This is a genomic window from Nocardioidaceae bacterium (assembly GCA_018672315.1).
GTDB lineage: Bacteria > Actinomycetota > Actinomycetes > Propionibacteriales > Nocardioidaceae > TYQ2.
In genome coordinates this window covers 1,759,158-1,776,683 of record CP076053.1, presented here as the reverse complement: position 1 = coordinate 1,776,683, position 17,526 = coordinate 1,759,158, and the positions used below count along the sequence as shown (strand labels likewise).

Here is a 17,526-nt window from a genome sequence, read left to right as displayed (position 1 = left end):
GCGTCAGTCGGACCTGGACCTCAGACGCCTGCAGCGCGCGCGGACAGCTGGTCCTCGTACGCGCGAAGCGCCGTGTCGACGCGGTCGCGCCACGAGGTCACGTCGGGACGGTCGGCCAGTAGCTGTCGGCGTTCGCGCTCAGTCATGCCACCCCACACGCCCCACTCGATGCCGTTGTCGAGGGCCTCGGCGAGACACTCGACGCGCACCGTGCAGCGGCCGCAGATCTGCTTGGCGCGCTGCTGACGGGCGCCCCTGGAGAACAGCTCCTCGGCGGTGGCCTGTCGGCACGCCGCTGACACCGCCCAACTTTCGTTCGTCATGTCCCTCTCCCCTCAGCCGGATGGCTGCCTCACGGCACCTTCTCCAGACAGGGACGAAAGTAAACAAATGACACCGCGGACGGTGGGACGGACGAGATGCAGGTGCTGCGACCGCGATCGCTGCGCGGTGTCCTCAGGCGCTGCGCGCCGGCCGCGAGGCCGGTGCGCCCGTGCCGCCGGCGAGCTGCTGCTCGCGGGCGGTCTCCAGCAGGCGACGCCACGACGTCACGAAGGGACGCTGACGCAGCAGGGCCCGGCGCTCGCGCTCGGTCATGCCTCCCCAGACGCCCCACTCGATCTCGTTGTCGAGCGCCTCGGCCAGGCACTCGGTGCGTACGGGGCACCCCGTGCACACGGCCTTGGCCCGGTTCTGCTCGGCTCCTCGCACGAAGAGCTCGTCCGGCTTCGCCGTCCGGCACGCCGCGTCGCTCGCCCAGTCCTCGTTCCACATGATGCAATTCCCTCCCAGGAAGTTCCCCTCGGCGAAAGCGTTTCCCCCGGGCCCTCCCCAGAACCCGACGCCTTCGCGACCGAGAGAACCGTAAGACAGGTCGAAGGACCCTGGACAGGTCACTTCAGGTGATGTTGCGGTAGTTCCCCTGGGCTATTCGCAGCATGGCCCCGTGCGGATCGCCCGGAATGATCCCTCTCTCACGACACGCGTCTCACGTCGCTACCCTTCGCGACGCAACGTAACCTCGGTGGTATGCGCCGCGCCCGACGTACCGACCGTCTCTCCTTCTCCGGGGTCCTCAGCCACCTGGGCGGCCTCGCCGTCGTCTCGGTGGTGCTCGGACTCCTCGTGGGAGGACTCGCCATCCCCTTCGCCGGCACGCTGGGACTCACGGCCCGCTCCGCCGCCGAGCGCCTGCAGGACCTGCCCTCCGAGCTCAGCGCCGACCCGCTGGCCGAGCGCTCCCTGATGCTCGACGCGCGCGGCAACGTCATGGCGAGCTTCTACGACGAGTACCGCATCAACGTCGGTCTGCAGCAGGTCTCGCCGGTCATGCGCGACGCGATCGTCGCGATCGAGGACTACCGCTTCTACGAGCACGGCGCACTCGACCTGCAGGGCACGCTGCGCGCCTTCATCGCCAACGAGGCGGGCGGCGAGGTCGTGCAGGGCGGCTCCTCCATCACCCAGCAGATGGTCAAGCAGACCCTCATCAACCAGGCCGAGACCAAGGAGGAGGAGCTCGCGGCACAGGCCGAGACCTACGAGCGCAAGCTCAACGAGCTCCGCTACGCGATCGCCTTCGAGGAGAACTACTCCAAGGACTGGATCCTCGAGCGCTACCTCAACATCGCCTACTTCGGCGACGGCGCGTACGGCATCGAGGCCGCGGCCCAGCACTTCTTCTCCACCTCCGCCTCCCAGCTCGACGCCAAGCAGGCCGCTCTCCTCGCAGGTCTGGTGAAGAACCCGGTCGGCTACGACCCGATCGACAACAAGCGCGACGCGCGCGAGCGGCGCAACGTCGTGCTGAGCGTGATGGCACAGCGGGGCGTCATCTCCGAGGAGGAGTCGCTCGAGCTGCAGGAGCAGGCGCTGGGTCTGCGGGTCAGCGACGTGCCCAACGGCTGTCTCTACTCCACGGCTCCCTTCTTCTGCGACTACGCCTACAACTACCTGATCTCCGACCCCTCCCTCGGCGAGACCGAGGCCGAGCGCCGCCGCCTGCTCCAGCAGGGCGGCCTGACCATCCAGACGACGATGGACCCGCGCATGCAGCAGGCTGCGGACGACGCGGTCGAGCAGTCGGTGTACCCGACCGACCAGGCCATCGGCGCCCTGGCGACGGTGAAGCCCGACACCGGCGAGGTGAAGGCACTCGCGCAGTCGCGTCCGATGGGACGGGACGAGGAGGCGGGTGAGACGTTCCTGAACTACACCGTCGACTCCGAGTACGGCGACTCCGCCGGGTTCCAGCCCGGATCGACCTTCAAGGCGTTCGTGCTGGCCGCCGCGATCGAGCAGGGCGTTCCGCTGCGCACCTCCATCGAGTCCCCGCAGACGCTCGAGATCCCCATGCAGGAGTTCCAGACCTGCGGCGGTCCCTACACCTCGACCGACACCTGGGAGGTCAGCAACTCCACCGGGTCGGGCACCTACGACCTCTACTCGGGCACCCAGCAGTCGGTGAACACCTTCTTCGCGCAGCTGGAGCTGCAGACCGGGCTGTGCGCGCCGTACCAGCTCGCCAAGGACACGGGCGTCACCCTGACGAACCCCGACATCGAGCGGGTGCCGAGCTTCACCCTCGGCGTCGCGGACGTCTCGCCGCTGGAGATGTCGAGCGCGTACGGCGTGTTCGCCGCCGGCGGCATGGCCTGCGAGCGCCGCCCGGTGCTCGAGGTGCGCGGGCCCGACGGCGCGATGGTCTCGGCGTTCGACCAGTCCTGCGAGCGCGTCATGGAGCAGGGCACCGCCGACGCGGTCGCCGACATCATGAAGGGCGTGCAGGAGCCGGGCGGCTTCGGCTACGGCGCCGGTCTCTCGCTCTCCCAGGAGAGCGCCGGCAAGACCGGCACGACCCAGAGCAACCGCGCCGTGTGGTTCGTGGGCTACACCCCGAACCTGTCGACCGCGTCGATGATCGCCGGTGCCAACCAGGACGGCGAGCCGCAGACCCTGAACGGCAACTACGTCGGCGGCAGCTACATCAGCTCGGCCTCGGGCTCGGGCACCGCGGGTCCGCAGTGGAAGCTCGCCATGGGCGTCATCGACGACTTCCTGCCCGACGCGGAGTTCCGTGAGCCCGGCGAGGAGGTCGTCAACGGCGACCAGGACGCCGTGCCCTCCGTCGCCGGCAGCTCGATTTCCGAGGCACAGGCGACACTGGAGGCCGCCGGCTTCACCCCCGTGGTGGGCTCCTACGTCGACTCCGACTACACGGCCGGCACGGCCGCCGGCACCTTCCCCGGCGCCGGCACGGAGGCCGGGGCCGGCAGCACCGTGACGATCTACCTCTCCGACGGCACGGCGTACGTCGAGCCCGACGACGGCGAGGGCTGAGCCCGCCGGGCCTCGACGCGGGGCCCTCCGTCGGGACTCAGGCGAGCTGCTTGCGCACCTCGGCGGCCACGACGCCGCCGTCGGCGCGGCCCTTCGTGCGCGGCGTCAGCACGCCCATCACCCGGCCCATGGCCCGCATGCCGTCCTCGGCGGCGCCGGTCTCGGCGATCGCCTCGGTGACGAGGTCCCGGACCTCCTCCTCGCTGAGCTGCGCAGGCAGGTAGTCGGCGATCACCTCGGCCTCGGCGCGCTCCCGGGCAGCCATCTGGTCGCGCCCCGCGCCCTCGAACGCCTCCGCGGCCTCGCGACGCTTCTTCGACTCCGAGGTGAGCACGCCGAGCACATCCTCGTCGCTCAGCTCGCGCGCCTCCTTGCCCGCGACCTCCGCGTTCGTCACCGCCGTGAGCAACATCCGCAGGGTCGAGGAGCGCACGTCGTCGCGCGCCTTGATCGAGGTCGTCAGGTCGTCCCGCAGTCGCTGCTTCATCTGGCTCATGGAGGCATCATCCCAGGCCGCCGAGGACGGCTCCCGGTCACTCGCGACCTGTGGGATGCTGTGGCGTGCCGTCGACGTCCTCCGCCCGCGCCTGGTCGCGCCGGGCGGGCCGCGCGGCCGCCTGGGGGGCCGCAGCGGGCACCGCCGGCGTCGCGTACGGGAGCCTCGTCGAGAGCCGCTGGTTCGCGCTGCGGCGTGTCGACGTCGCCGCGCTCCCCATGGACGCCGACCCGATCCGGGTGCTGCACCTCACCGACCTGCACCTGCGGCCCGGGCAGCGCGCCAAGCGGGCCTGGGTGCGTACGCTCGCCGGCCTCCGCCCGGACCTCGTGGTCGACACCGGCGACAACCTGGCCCACGCCGACGCGGTGCCCGCGCTGCTGGAGTCGCTCGGGCCCCTCCTGGACGTGCCGGGTGTGTTCGTCCTGGGGTCCAACGACTACTTCAGCCCGTCGCTGCGCAACCCCGTGCGCTACCTGCTGCCGGACGACGGGTCCCGCAACGTCCACACACCGCAGCTGCCCTGGCCCGAGCTGAAGCGTCGTCTCGTCGGCTTCGGCTGGCAGGACCTCACCAACACCACGGGCGCACTGCGCATCCGCGGTCTCGACCTCGCCTTCACCGGCGTCGACGACCCGCACCTGGAGTACGACGACCTCCCCGCGGTGGCCGGGCCCGCCGACGTCTCCGCGGACCTGCGGGTGGGCGTGACCCATGCGCCGTACCTGCGGGTCCTCGACCAGTTCGCCCGCGACGGCCACGAGCTCGTCTTCGCCGGGCACACCCACGGTGGTCAGCTGCGCCTGCCCGGCAAGGGCGCCCTCGTCACCAACTGCGACCTCGAGCCGGCCCGCGCGCGCGGACTGCACCGTCACCCGGCCGACTCGGTGCCCTGGCAGCCCCGCAGCTCGTGGCTGCACGTCTCCGCGGGGCTCGGGTCCTCGCCGTACGCCCCGGTGCGGTTCTGCTGCCGCCCCGAGGCGACGCTCATGACGCTGCTGCCGCGGTCGTCCTGAGCAGTCGTCCTGAGCAGCCGTCCTGAGCAGCCGTCCAGGGCGGCACCGGGGCACTCCCCCCGATTCGTCGGGCCCCGTGCCGCTGGGCTAGGATCGCTGAGGCTTCGGGCTGTGGCGCAGCTTGGTAGCGCGCCTCGTTCGGGACGAGGAGGCCGCAGGTTCAAATCCTGTCAGCCCGACCATCCGACGCCTCGGCGTCACACACAGCCGGACTCCCACGGGAGTCCGGCTGTGCCTGTCTCTGTGTCTGTCTCTGTGCCTGCTTCCGCGTCGGTGCCGTCATGTCCAGGCGCAGCGAGGCGGGGTTGTCCGGCGCGGCTGTGTGGCATCATTCGCCCATGGCCCAGGAGAAGGACGAGTCGAAGCTCGAGCTGCCGTCGTTCAGCATCTTCGGAGGTGGCAAGGGCAAGCGGCGCGCGGGCCGCGACGAGCCGCCGGCACCCGACGCGAGCGAGCAGGGCTCGACCGAGACCACCGAGACCACGGAGATCCCGATCGATGCGGACGCCGACACCGAGGTGATCGACGTCCGGGCCGAGTCGGCGAGTCAGCCCGAGCCCGCCCCCGAGCCCACCCCCGAGCCCGCTCCTGAGCCCGCCCCCGAACCGGAGCCCGAGCCGGCACCCGAGCCCGAACCGGCGCCGGAGCCGGCACCCGCCCCGGAGCCCGAGGCCGAGCGGGCGACCGAGCCGCAGCTGCTGGCCGCCACGACGGGCCGCCGCCGCGCCGACCGTGAGCGCAGCCCGGGCGGCGTCGGTGAGGCCATCCCCCCGCGACCGGTCGAGCAGAGCTCGGGGCCGGCGATCACGATGGCATCGGACTCCCCCGGGTCGTCCCTGTCCGGCCGACTCCCGTCCCTGTCGGGTCAGGTGGCCGCCGCCGTGACCGGCGCCGTCGTCGGACTGGCTGGTGTGCTGCTGACCGTCGGCGCGCTCAAGGGCTGCGAGGCCGTGCGCGGCACGGCCACCTGCGGCGCCGCGGGGTTCCCGCTGCTGATCGCCGTGCTGCTGCTGATGGTCCTCATCGGGCGCATTCTGCTGGGCGCCTGGAAGATCATGGACCCCACCGGCACCGCAGTGCTCGCCGTCGGTCTGGTCGCCGTGATCTCACTGCTGTTCTTCATCCCGATCCTGCTGCAGTGGTACATGATCATCGTCCTGCCGCTCGTCTCGGTCGTCGCGCACCTGATGAGTCATTTCGTCACCACGGCGTACGTCGAGCTCGAGGACGACGACTACCAGAAGACGACCACCACCTGACCCTGAGCCACCCTCACGACTGCAGCAGGGCCCCTCACCGCGTCGGCCTGTTCGGCTTTTAGTGTGGGTTCACGGCGCGCCTGTGGCGCATCGAAGCGCCCCCCGGTCCGATCGGACCGGGGGGCGCTTTCGCGTCTGCGCCTCCGAGCCGATGGCTCCAGCCTGCACGCGATGGGCGGAGCTCGGGGGCAGGTAGCGGTCGGGCGGCGTGTCGGCGAGCGCTACTCGAGCGTGACCGGCGCGCGGAGGAGCGTTCTCCTGTCGAGGGTGACGGCGACTAGGCCCGCGCTACCTGCACGTGCTCGACCGCTGGCCAGGCGAAGCATCAGAGCCCGAAGGCTCCGCCGCTGTAAAGGATGACCAGGCCCAGGCCGATGAGGACGACCGGGAACAGGATGTGCTCCCAGCGTTCGAGGACTTCGTCGATTCCTGGTCGGGTGGCGACGAACCTGGCTGCGACCACCAAGGCAGCGACGAGGACGAGGAAGACGACGCAGTAGGCGGCTGTCGCGGCGGGGCCCACGTTCAAGAAGACGGGGACGTAGACGCCGATGTTGTCGCCGCCGTTGGCGAAGGTGACGGCGGCGACGGTCCACACTGCGACGGCCTTGCCGGCGACTTTGGCGTCGTCGTCGTCATCATCATCATCGCGCCATGCCTGCCATGCAGCCCAGAGGCCGAGGACGAGCGGGATGAGGCCGAAGTAGGGGATCGCGGCCTCGGGCAGGAAGGCTCCGGCGCCGAGCGACACGAGCACTGCCGCGGCGAGGATGCCGGCGAACCCCAGGTACTGCCCAGCCAGGATGCGCGACGTGGTTCCGGGCCGTCCAGCTCCTCGGGCGAAGAACAGCGACAGCACGATGATGTCGTCGATGTTGGTGGCGATGAACAGGCCGATGGCCTGCGCTGCGGAGGTCAGCATCAGGCGCCGGCCCCTTGGGTGCCACACCCGGGCAGGACACATTGCTGGTCGATGCAGGGTGCGCTCTCGTCGACGGCGAGGGTGACGTCGATGAGCGCAGTGAGAGCCCGGGTGAGGTGCGGGTCAGCGACGGCGTAGCGCGTGTGTCGGCCTTCGGGTTCGGCTACGACGATGCCGCAGTCGCGCAGGCACGCGAGGTGGTTCGACACGTTGGACCGGGTCAGGTCTAGGTCGCGGGCGAGGTCGCCGGGGTAGGCGGGGCCCTCCAGAAGGGCCATGAGTAGGCGGGAGCGCGTGGGGTCGGCCATCGCCCGACCCAACCTGTGCATCACGTCAAGACGGCTAGCAGTGGTCAGCATGTGCTGAATAGTACAGCGTGCGCTGAACATTGCTTTCATCGCGGTGGGAGAACGGGGGCGCGCGCTTCAACGCCGGCTGGGATGTCCGACTGGTTCGTCCATCAGCGCGGCAGGTAGGGGTTCGGGTTCACGCGCCCTTCGGGGCGGGCGAGGCGCCGGTGGGTGATGGTGCGCGGCTGCTGGGCCCGGGCGGTGGCGACCGCGGCCTGCTCGTGCCAGGTCATCCACAGTTCGAGCTCATCGTAGGCCGGGTCGGTCGTGCGGCCGGCGAGCACCGTCCCCGCGGCCTCCTTCGCTGCGGTCAGCCCGCGGGTCTCCGCGATCGACTGGCACGCGATCCGGGCCAGCCGCGGCTCGTGCAGGTGGAGGTCCTTGCTCATCGCGGCGGCGAGGTAGTCGTTCGCGGCGAGGACCCGGTCCTCCTCGACGGTGAAGGTGAACACCATCCAAGCCATGTACGCGGTCTCGCGCGGGTGGGTCGGTGACCAGCGGTTGATGCGACGGTCCTCGCGCTTGCCGAAGAGGCGGTCTCGGATGCCGGTCTTGGTGAGCCTGCCCTGCTCGCCGAGCACCGCGATCCGGGTCACCGGCTGGTACAGCGTGTCGCGGGGGCAACCGTGACCTTCCCAGCAGTCGGGGCAGGAGGGAGACCCGGACGGCTCGCACGGGGTGGAGGCTTCGACCTGGGGCCGCTGCTTGGCCCACCAGCGCAGCGCCCGGGTGTGCGCGAGCGCGGGCGCGGCCGCGGGCGGGTCGGCACCAGGGCTGGAGGCGGTGATGAGCGCGGCGACGGCGCCGAGCAGGGTGCCTGCCTGGCCGGGCTCGGTGACGGTGGCCAGCAGCGCGACGAGTGGGTCGAACAGCGCGGCGCCGTTCTCCTGGGCGGCGAGGGTGGCTTCGGTGCGCAGGTGCGGGCAGCGCAGCCGCACGCACTCCACGGCCAGCTCCAACCACGCCTGCTGCTCGGCCGGAGTGCCCGCGTGGGTGAGCGGGGAGTCGTGGCGGACCAGGTGCTCGGTCGGGACGACGGGCGCTTCGCGGCGGCTGCGGATGTAGCCAGGAAGCTTCGGGTCGTGGGTAGTGCCCCGGGCGTGATCTTCGAGCAGCGCCTCGAGGCTGTCGTAGGCGAACGCCCCGGCGGCGTGAAGGAGCAGCTTGACCAGGGCGTCGGCGGTGGCGCGGGCGTCCGCGCGGGCGTGGTGCGCCTCGGCGTTGGCGACCCCGACGAGCTGGCACAAGGTGGCGAGGCTGACGACGCCGCGCTGACCGACGCCGGGCAGCCGGAGCAGTCGCGGCAGGGGGCTGGTGTCGATGATGGGCAGCTCGGGCAGCTGCTCGAGGCCGACGGTCACCGTCGCGTCCCCGGTTGCCCTCGCCTCGTCGAGCCGCTCCAACTCGCGGCGCAGCACCCGGATGTCGCTGCCGGTGTGGCAGACCAGCACCGCGTCGGGGACGGTGAGGGCGTCGAGCACCGCGGGCGCGTAGTAGCCGAAGCGGCGCTTGCGGGCCACGGCCTCGGTGGTGAAGCCGTGCACCGCGGTGGAGCGGGGGTCGACGGGCACGCCGGGGTTCATCTCGACGTACAGCTCGCTGTCGCGAACCCGTTTCCCGCCGACAACCGGGGTGATGGCCAGGGAGATGATGCGGTCGCCATCCCCGTCGGGGTCGCGGGTGTACTCGGTGTCGAGCACGAGGAAGGTGCGGGCGGTGAGGTGCTGGAACAGCTCGAAGCCGGCGTCGGTGAGCGTCACGGTCGCCCTCCGCTCTGCTGCCCGCCCTGCTGCCGAACGGGTGGTTGGGTGAGCCGCTGCTCGGCGAGCGCGGCGACCAGCAGCGGGTTCAACAGCGAGGAGTACACCGGTGGCGGCTCACCCTCGGCGCGCGGTGGCGGTTGAGCGTCGGCGAGGGTGCGCGGGGCGGGTGCCCACCCGCCGGCGGCCTCGTTGTCTTCGCGCAGCAGCCGGGTGACCTCGTCGAGGTCGGTGAACGCGCCCCGGGCCCGGGCGACCGCGAGATCGAGCAGGAAGTTCGTCCGGGCGAGGTTGCGGTACAGCTGCTTGCGGTTGTCCAGGAACGGCTCAAGCGCGTGCCGGATCCGGTTCTCGACCGCGGCGTTGGACGCCGGCAGCTGCGGCTGTCGGGCCAGGATGGGCAGCGCGGCCGCGACCCGGGGTTCGTAGATGCGGCGCTGCTCCAGCACTCCGGTCACGGGCGCCGGCAGCGTGGCGACGGCTCCGATGAGGTCGTCCCACCACCGTGTCCAGTCGGCGGGGCCGAGGTTGAGCAGCTCGTCGCGAGCGAGCACGTCGAGGTGCTTGGCCAGTTCGGGGACCAGCACGGTGCGCCCCTCGAGCTTGGTGGTCGCCCCTGGCAGCTTCCTCAGTGCGTCGCGGAGGTTGCGCTGGATGTGGAACAGGCTCGGGACCAGTCCGACGACCCCTGCGCCGTACTGCTTCGTCACCGCGTTGCTGATGGCTTCGGCGTTGTCGGCGACGATGAAGTCCGGGCGTTCGCCGAGCTCGTCCAGCACCAGCCGCCACGCCTGTTCGTTCGCGCGCGGGTAGGCGCGCGCCAGCCGGAGCCGGTACTCCCGACGCGGGTAGCTCATCGGGTCCTCGGCCGGGTGCCAGCGGACCTCGACGACCACCAGCAAGCTCCACTGGTTCCGCTCCAGGCGCCGCTGCTGGCCGCGCCGGCGACGGCCGGACAAAATGACCGGCTGCTCGTCGAGCAGCCAGGTGATGGGGGTGGCGAGCGCGGCGTTCGGTGCAGCGGCGAGCTGCTGGTCGTTCGCGGCGCGCTGCTGCCGGTCGCGGTCGCGCATCTGCTGCTCGACGGGGCGCCACAGCAGCGGTGCGTACTGCTCCACCAGGTCGGCGGCGAGGTGCCAGGCGGACTTGCCCTGCGCGGCGGTGTACGACTGCGCGGCCCCGGTCGCCTGCCCGTCGAGCAGCGCGCCGCCGCCATGGTGCTCGAGCAGGTGGCGGCTGGCTCGGTCGCGGTACTCGCGCATCATCAGCGACACCGCCGCGTAGCTGGCGCCCATCGAGAGCTCGTTCAGCGCCCGGGCGTACAACGCGAGCGTCCACGGGGTGTGCCGGGCGCCGGTGAGCGCGCCGCGGTGCGGGGAGAGCAGTTCGTCGCAAGTCGTGCAGCTCTCGACACCGACCTCGACGGCCTCCCGTGCCAGTGGCGGGGTGAAGGTGTGTGGCGCCGTGCCGTCGGCGGGGACACAGCGGTAGCGCTGCCGCTTCGTGGCGCCGCGGCCGTACACGCCCTGCCGGGTCACCTTCGAGACCGCGTGTTCGGGGCACCCCGGCGGGCGGTCGAGCGAGGTGAGCTGGGTGCCGGCCGCCGAGGCGAGCACCTGGAAGAAGTGCGAGCTGCCGTCGGGCCGGGTGCACCGGAACCGCCGCCAGGTGCCCGCCTTCGTCGTGCGCGTGCCTCGTCCCTGGACCCGGGCGTCGGCGTGCCACGGGTCAGGGCACCGCTGCCTCGGTGAGCGTCCAGCCTCGACCGCTCCGGCGGCCGGGGTGGTGAAGAAGTGCCGCTTTCCGGTCTCGGGCAGGCACTCGAACCGCTGCCGCGTGCCGGCCGCGGAGGCCCTGAGCCCACGGCGGCGCACCCGGCTCCCCGCGTGTGACGGGTCCGGGCACTGCGGTGCTGCTGCGTCGGTCAGTTGTCCTCCTGGCGGGACGTCTCCGCCAGACAGCGTGCCGGCGCCGGTCCCACCGGCAGTGCCGTCCTCGAGGTCGCGGGCGGCAACCACCAGCGACCCCTCCGAACGCGAACCGGCCCTCCCGGGCCCTGACCGAAGGGTCAAGGCTACCGGGAGGGCCGGACAAGGCGCGCCCAAAACCACACTAAAAGCCGAACAGGCCGCGTCGGTGAGGGGCCCTGCTGCCGTGTCGGTGCCGTGCGGGTGCTGCGGGATCAGAGCTGGGCGGCGAGCAGCTCCGCGATCTGGACGGTGTTCAGCGCGGCCCCCTTGCGGAGGTTGTCGCCCGAGACGAACAGCGCGAGGCCGCGACCGTCGGGGACACCCTCGTCGGCACGGATCCGGCCGACGTACGACGGGTCCCGCCCTGCGGCCTGCAGCGGCGTCGGCACGTCCGAGAGCTCCACGCCCGGGGCCTGCGCGAGCAGCTCGGTCGCACGCTCGGGCGAGATCGGCCGGGCGAACTCGGCGTTGATCGCCAGGGAGTGACCGGTGAACACCGGGACGCGTACGCACAGGCCCGAGACCCGCAGGTCCGGCAGACCCAGGATCTTGCGGGACTCGTTGCGGAGCTTCTGCTCCTCGTCGGTCTCGTTGCTGCCGTCGTCCACGAGCGCGCCTGCCATCGGCAGCACGTTGTAGGCGATGGGGCGTACGTACGGGTCGGTGTCGCCGGTGTCCACGGCGGACCCGTCGTACGCGAGACCGCGGGCGTCGCCCGCCTTCTCCAGCTGCCCCGCGAGGGCCTCGACGCCCGCGACGCCGGACCCGGAGACGGCCTGGTAGCTGCTGACCACGAGCCGCTCGAGGCCCGCCTCCTCGTGCAGCGGCTTGAGCACCGGCATGGCGGCCATCGTGGTGCAGTTCGGGTTCGCGACGATGCCGCGCGGGATGCGCGCGAGGTCGTGCGGGTTGACCTCGCTGACCACCAGCGGCACGTCGGCGTCCTTGCGGAACGCCGAGGAGTTGTCCACCACGGTCACACCGGCCTCGGCGAAGCGGGGGGCGTGGGCCCTCGACGTCGCACCACCGGCGCTGAACAGCGCGATGTCGAGCCCGGTGGGGTCGGCCGTGGTGGCGTCCTCGACGGTGACCTGGCGGTCGCCGAAGTCGATGACACGGCCGGCCGAGCGCGGTGAGGCGAAGAGCCGCAGCTCCTCGATCGGGAAGCGGCGCTCCAGGAGGATCTGGCGCATCGCGACGCCGACCTGCCCGGTCGCGCCGACGATGCCGAGGCGTACGGGCCGGGCCGCGGGCACCTGCTGCGGGGCGGTCATCGGCCGGACCCGCCGTACACGACCGCCTCGACCTCGGCCGAGTCCAGGTCGAAGGCCGTGTGGGCCGCCTGCACCGCCGCGTCGACCTGCGAGGCGTCCACGATCACCGAGATGCGGATCTCGGAGGTGGAGATCATCGAGATGTTCACCCCCGCGCCCGCGAGGGCGGTGAAGAACTTCGCCGAGATGCCCGGGTGCGAGCGCATGCCGGCACCGATCAGCGAGATCTTGCCGATCTGGTCGTCGAAGAGCAGCTGGCTGAAGCCGATCTCGGGCTGCAGCTTCTCCAGCGCGGCGACCGCCGCGCTCGAGTCGTTCGCCGGCAGCGTGAAGGAGATGTCGGTCAGGTTCGTCGACGCCGCCGAGACGTTCTGCACGATCATGTCGAGGTTCGTGCCGGCCTCCGCGAGCGCCTCGAAGATGCGTGCGGCCTCGCCGACCTTGTCGGGCACCCCGACGACGGTCACCTTCGCCTCGCTGCGGTCGTGCGCGACACCGGCGATGATCGCCTGCTCCATGTCGGACCCCTCGTCTCTCTCGGTGCTGTCGGTGATCCAGGTGCCGGTCTTCTGGGAGAACGAGGACCGCACGTGGATGGGCAGGTTGAAGCGGCGGGCGTACTCCACGCACCGCAGGTGCAGGATCTTCGCGCCGCACGCGGCCATCTCCAGCATCTCCTCGTAGGAGATGTGCTCGCGCCGCCGCGCGCTCGGCACGATGCGCGGGTCGGCGGTGAAGACGCCGTCGACGTCGGTGTAGATCTCGCAGACGTCGGCGTCCAGCGCCGCCGCCAGGGCGACGGCGGTGGTGTCGGAGCCGCCGCGACCCAGCGTGGTGATGTCCTTCGTGGACTGCGAGACACCCTGGAAGCCCGCGACGATCGCGATGGCGCCCGCCCCGAGGGCGTCGGAGATGCGGCCTGGCGTGACGTCGATGATCTTGGCCCGGCCGTGCACCTCGTCGGTGAGGACGCCGGCCTGGGAACCGGTGAAGGAGCGGGCGTCGAGCCCGAGGTTGCCGATCGCCATGGCCAGCAGTGACATCGAGATGCGCTCACCGGCGGTCAGCAGCATGTCGAGCTCGCGGCCCTCGGGGCGCGGCGACACCTGCTCGGCGAGGTCGATCAGCTCGTCGGTCGTGTCACCCATGGCCGAGACGACCACGACCACGTCGTTGCCCTCGCGCTTGGTCTCGGCGATGCGCTTCGCCACCCGCTTGATGCTCGTGGCGTCCGCGACGGAGGATCCTCCGTACTTCTGCACGACAACACCCACAGGTCGGCTCCTTCACGCGGGGACGATCCGGGCACGCCCCGTACGCGGACAATCGTAGGGATCGGCGGGCGCCCGCACGAATCCGCCGTCAGGCCCGTGGCTCAGGTCACCCTCAGCCTCATGCCAGCGCGCGGCGTCCCTCGAAGGCCCTGCCCAGCGTGGCCTCGTCGGCGTACTCCAGGTCACCGCCCATCGGCAGGCCGCTCGCGAGCTTGGTGACGGTCAGTCCCATCGGGCGCAGCATGCGGGAGAGGTACGTCGCCGTGGCCTCGCCCTCGAGGTTCGGGTCGGTGGCGAGGATGACCTCCTCGACCGTGCCGTCGGCGAGCCGGCCCAGCAGCTCCTTGATGCGCAGCTGGTCGGGGCCGACCCCGTCCATCGGGGAGATCGCGCCACCGAGCACGTGGTAGCGGCCGCGGTACTCCCGCGTGCGCTCGATCGCCAGCACGTCCTTGGACTCCTCGACCACGCAGATCAGGCTCACGTCGCGGCGTGGGTCGGTGCAGATGCGGCACGTGTCGGTGTCGGAGACGTTGCCGCACACGTCGCAGAACTTCGCGGTCAGCTTGACGCGTACGAGGGTCTCCGCCAACCGCTTCACGTCCTGCGGGTCCGCGTCGAGCACGTGGAAGGCGATGCGCTGAGCACCCTTCGGACCGATGCCGGGCAGCCGCCCCAGCTCGTCGACGAGATCGGCGAGGACTCCCTCAAGCACGCGGCGGCTCACCCCCGCCGAGCAGCCCGCCGAGGTCTCCCAGGTCGGGCATGCCGCCGCCGGCTCCGAAGGCGTCGCCGCCGACACCCGGTCCGCCGCCCATGCCGGCCGCCGCCGCCAGCGGACCGAGCCGCTCCTGGGCCAACCGGTCGCTGGCCGCCTTCGCGTCCCGCCAGGCGGCCACGACCAGGTCACCCAGGTCGGCGAGCGAGTCCTCGCTCGGGGCGCCGTCACCCAACGCCGCCGGCGTGATGCGTACGTCGGTCAGGTCTCCCGTGCCCGTCAGTGCGACGACGACGGCACCGCCGGCCACCGAGCCCTCGACCACCTCGTCGGCGAGGGATGCCTGCGCGTCCACGAGCTGCTGCTGCATCTCCTGCGCCTGACGGAGCAGTGCTCCCATGTCGACGCTGCCGAAGGGGTTCTCGCTCACGGTGACTCGCTCTCGGGGTGTGGGACCTGGGGACCGCAGGCAGACGCCGAGCGGACGACCGGGTGTCGGCTCAGCGTAGGGCGCTGACGCCGCGTGCCACGCGCACCACGACCGGCGGCGCTGCCTTGCGAGTGGAGCCTGCCCGGACTCCGGGGGGTGGCAACCCTCCGTGGGCCCGTCGATGGCCGTGGCAGTCGCGTGGCGCCAGGGGCGGGTCAGTCCTGGTCGTGCCTGATCTCCTCGATCAGCTGCGCACCCAGCTCGCGCTCGAGGAGCTCGGCGCCGCCGAGCCCGGCGTCGACCGACGGGTCGTCGGGGTCGGCCTCGTCGTCGGGCACGTGCGCAGGACCCGCCTCCGCTCGGCCTGCGCCCTGGCGTTCCGCGGCGACCTCCCAGGGACGACGACGCGGCTGCGCGCCGGCATCGGCGACCGCCGAGGGGCCGGTGCCGGCGGTGGCGTCCTGACCGTCGGGGTGGCTGCTGCGGCCCGCGCCGGACCAGCCCGGGTCGGCGGGGGGCGGTGGCTCCTCCTCGTCCGGGGGCTCGGGGAGGTCGACGGGCGCGCGGGGGGCCTCCGAGGCCACTGGGGCACCCGTGGCACCGGAGTCACCCGAGGGCGCTGCGGGAGGCTGCTGCTCGTCGCGCCGTGGGACACGCGGCACGTCCCACCCCGGGGGTTCCTGCGAGTCCTGCGCCGGCGCCTGACGCTCCGGCGGGGCGGCCTGCTGCGCGGGAGGCTGGGACGGTTGCTGCCGGGGTGCTTGACGGCCCTGCTGCGGGGGTGCGGACTCGGCCGGGGCTCCGCCCGGCGTCGCTCCCGGCTGCACGATCGCGTCGACGCGCCAGTCGGCGCCGACGACGTCGATGACGGCCTGTCGCAGCACCTCCGGTGACCCTCCGCCGGCGAAGGAGTCGCGGGCGCCGGCGTTGTGGAACCCGAGGGTGAGCACACCATCGGCGACCGAGAGCACCTGCGCGTTGCTGGTCAGGTGGATCCAGGTGATGCGTCGCCGCTCCTTCACGGCCTCGACGACGTCGGGCCACACCCGGCGGACGTCGGCCATGGTCAGTCCACTGGCTCCGACCGGCTCCCCCACCGACTCCGAGGTCGTGGAGGTGCTCGGGGCGGTGGGCCCGGGCGGGGCGGCGGGGGCGGGCTCGTCCGCGGACGTACGCGGCTGCGAGCTCGGTGGCTGCTCCACGTGCTCGCCGGGCTGCTCCTCAGCGGCGCCCGAGGACCCCACCGACGTCTGGTGCGGACGCGTCGGCTCCGCGGAACGGGCCGCCTCGGAAGCGGCCTGGGGTCCGGCGGCGGGCTGACCGTACGCGTCCTGCCCGTGCACCGGACGCTGGTCGGGCGAGCGCGTCGGCCCACCCGCGTCGCGCGGTGTCGCCGACGTGCCGGGCGCGCTGCCCTCGGGACCCCGCGTCTGCGGCCGCTGCGCCGGACCGGGTGTCGTCGGGGACGAGGCGACCTCGCCCGAGGGCGTACCCCCCTCGATCGAGACCCGGCGCTCCAGCCGGTCGAGCCGCGCGAGCACGCCCGAGGTCGTGTCGTCGGCCGCCGGCAGCAGCACGCGGGCGCAGATCAGCTCCAACAGCAGCCGTGGCGCCGTCGCGCCGCGCATCTCGGTCAGGCCGACGGCGACCAGGTCGGCGGCGCGGGACAGCTCGGCGGCCCCGAACCGGTTGGCCTGACCGACGAGCCTCTCGGCGGCGTCCTCGCCGACGTCGACGAGACCGCTGACCGAGGCGTCGGGCACCGCCTTGATCACCACCAGGTCGCGCAGCCTCCGCAGGAGGTCCTCGGTGAAGCGGCGCGGGTCCTGACCCGACTCGACCACCCGGTCGACGGCACCGAAGACCGTGCCGCCGTCGTGCGCGGCGAACGCCTCGACGACGTCGTCGAGGAGGGAGTCGGGGGTGTAGCCCAGCAGCGACGTGGTCAGCTGCAGCGTCACCCCCGCCTCACCCGAGCCGCCGATCAGCTGGTCGAGCACCGAGAGGGTGTCGCGGGCCGAGCCACCGCCCGCGCGCACGACCAGGGGCAGGGCCGCGGGCTCGATCGCCACGCCCTCGGCGTCGCAGAGCTGCCCGAGGTAGTCCGCGAGGGTGCGCGGCGGGATCAGCCGGAAGGGGTAGTGGTGCGTGCGCGACCGGATGGTGCCGATGACCTTCTCGGGCTCGGTCGTGGCGAAGATGAACTTCAGGTGCGGCGGAGGCTCCTCGACCAGCTTCAGCAGGGCGTTGAATCCCTGCACCGTGACCATGTGGGCCTCGTCGATGACGTAGATCTTGTAGCGGCTGGCCACCGGCGCGAAGAACGCCTTCTCCCGCAGGTCGCGGGTGTCCTCGATGCGGCCGTGGCTCGCGGCGTCGATCTCGATGACGTCGATGGAGCCGGGACCACCGCGCGCGAGGTCGCGGCAGCTCTGGCACACACCGCACGGCGTCGGGGTGGGGCCCTGCTCGCAGTTCAGGCAGCGCGCCATGATGCGCGCGCTCGTGGTCTTGCCGCAGCCACGGGGACCGGAGAAGAGGTACGCGTGGTTGACCCGGTTGCTCGCCAGCGCCGCCCGCAGCGGCTCGGTGACGTGGTCCTGCCCGATGACCTCGTCGAAGGTCTCCGGTCGGTAGCGCCGGTACAGCGCGAGGGGGGCATCCACGTCTCGGACCCTAGCCGCGGGAGCCGACGCTCCAGAACCCCCGTCCACAGCC

The 17,526-nt window shown here is 72.1% G+C and carries 15 protein-coding genes and 1 tRNA gene; 4 read left to right on the top strand and 12 right to left on the bottom strand.

Annotated features, from left to right (window positions below):
* Positions 1–20 precede the first annotated feature (20 nt).
* Both KLP28_08430 and KLP28_08425 read right to left on the bottom strand, forming a co-directional pair.
* Positions 21–323 carry a WhiB family transcriptional regulator gene (locus tag KLP28_08430; GenBank protein QWC86675.1) on the bottom strand — a complete coding sequence of 101 codons (303 nt, stop codon included), beginning with the start codon at positions 321–323 and terminating at the stop codon, positions 21–23.
* Between the two features lie 133 nt (positions 324–456).
* Positions 457–774: a WhiB family transcriptional regulator gene (locus KLP28_08425; protein QWC86674.1), complete on the bottom strand. Its 318-nt coding sequence runs from the start codon at positions 772–774 to the stop codon at positions 457–459.
* A gap of 255 nt (positions 775–1,029) precedes the next feature.
* Here KLP28_08425 and KLP28_08420 point away from each other — a divergent pair, with 255 nt between their 5' ends.
* Complete coding sequence (locus KLP28_08420; GenBank protein QWC86673.1) at positions 1,030–3,339, top strand: penicillin-binding protein; 2,310 nt, start codon at positions 1,030–1,032, stop codon at positions 3,337–3,339.
* A 37-nt stretch (positions 3,340–3,376) separates the two neighbouring features.
* Here KLP28_08420 and KLP28_08415 read toward each other — a convergent pair whose 3' ends face one another.
* Positions 3,377–3,835, bottom strand: coding sequence for a GatB/YqeY domain-containing protein (locus tag KLP28_08415; GenBank protein QWC86672.1), 459 nt, complete (start codon positions 3,833–3,835; stop codon positions 3,377–3,379).
* Positions 3,836–4,053: 218 nt separating this feature from the next.
* Here KLP28_08415 and KLP28_08410 point away from each other — a divergent pair, with 218 nt between their 5' ends.
* From KLP28_08410 to KLP28_08400, 3 genes are all read left to right on the top strand, one after another.
* A complete protein-coding gene (locus KLP28_08410) occupies positions 4,054–4,851 on the top strand; it encodes a metallophosphoesterase family protein (GenBank protein QWC86884.1) in 798 nt (265 codons plus the stop codon).
* 105 nt (positions 4,852–4,956) lie between these two features.
* Positions 4,957–5,033, top strand: a tRNA-Pro gene (locus tag KLP28_08405).
* A gap of 156 nt (positions 5,034–5,189) precedes the next feature.
* Positions 5,190–6,110 carry a hypothetical protein gene (locus KLP28_08400; GenBank protein QWC86671.1) on the top strand — a complete coding sequence of 307 codons (921 nt, stop codon included), beginning with the start codon at positions 5,190–5,192 and terminating at the stop codon, positions 6,108–6,110.
* Positions 6,111–6,435: 325 nt separating this feature from the next.
* Here KLP28_08400 and KLP28_08395 read toward each other — a convergent pair whose 3' ends face one another.
* The 9 genes from KLP28_08395 to KLP28_08355 all read right to left on the bottom strand — a co-directional run bounded on the left by KLP28_08395 (position 6,436) and on the right by KLP28_08355 (position 17,474).
* Positions 6,436–7,035, bottom strand: coding sequence for a cadmium resistance transporter (locus KLP28_08395; protein QWC86883.1), 600 nt, complete (start codon positions 7,033–7,035; stop codon positions 6,436–6,438).
* Positions 7,032–7,391, bottom strand: coding sequence for a metalloregulator ArsR/SmtB family transcription factor (locus KLP28_08390; GenBank protein QWC86670.1), 360 nt, complete (start codon positions 7,389–7,391; stop codon positions 7,032–7,034). Before KLP28_08390 ends, KLP28_08395 begins: the two co-directional genes overlap by 4 nt.
* A 101-nt stretch (positions 7,392–7,492) precedes the next feature.
* On the bottom strand, positions 7,493–9,142 hold the full coding sequence (locus KLP28_08385) for a 3'-5' exonuclease (protein ID QWC86669.1): 1,650 nt from the start codon (positions 9,140–9,142) through the stop codon (positions 7,493–7,495).
* Complete coding sequence (locus KLP28_08380; protein ID QWC86668.1) at positions 9,139–11,160, bottom strand: hypothetical protein; 2,022 nt, start codon at positions 11,158–11,160, stop codon at positions 9,139–9,141. Before KLP28_08380 ends, KLP28_08385 begins: the two co-directional genes overlap by 4 nt.
* 164 nt (positions 11,161–11,324) lie before the next feature.
* The gene (locus tag KLP28_08375; GenBank protein ID QWC86667.1) at positions 11,325–12,386 is read right to left on the bottom strand and encodes an aspartate-semialdehyde dehydrogenase; all 1,062 of its coding nucleotides are present in this window, start codon (positions 12,384–12,386) and stop codon (positions 11,325–11,327) included.
* Complete coding sequence (locus tag KLP28_08370; protein ID QWC86666.1) at positions 12,383–13,660, bottom strand: aspartate kinase; 1,278 nt, start codon at positions 13,658–13,660, stop codon at positions 12,383–12,385. Before KLP28_08370 ends, KLP28_08375 begins: the two co-directional genes overlap by 4 nt.
* Positions 13,661–13,778: 118 nt before the next feature.
* Complete coding sequence (gene recR, locus KLP28_08365; GenBank protein ID QWC86665.1) at positions 13,779–14,375, bottom strand: recombination mediator RecR; 597 nt, start codon at positions 14,373–14,375, stop codon at positions 13,779–13,781.
* Positions 14,368–14,808, bottom strand: a complete 441-nt coding sequence (locus KLP28_08360) for a YbaB/EbfC family nucleoid-associated protein (protein ID QWC86664.1) — start codon at positions 14,806–14,808, stop codon at positions 14,368–14,370. The genes recR and KLP28_08360 overlap by 8 nt, the downstream gene beginning before the upstream one ends.
* 215 nt (positions 14,809–15,023) lie before the next feature.
* On the bottom strand, positions 15,024–17,474 hold the full coding sequence (locus KLP28_08355; protein QWC86663.1) for a DNA polymerase III subunit gamma and tau: 2,451 nt from the start codon (positions 17,472–17,474) through the stop codon (positions 15,024–15,026).
* Positions 17,475–17,526 lie beyond the last annotated feature (52 nt).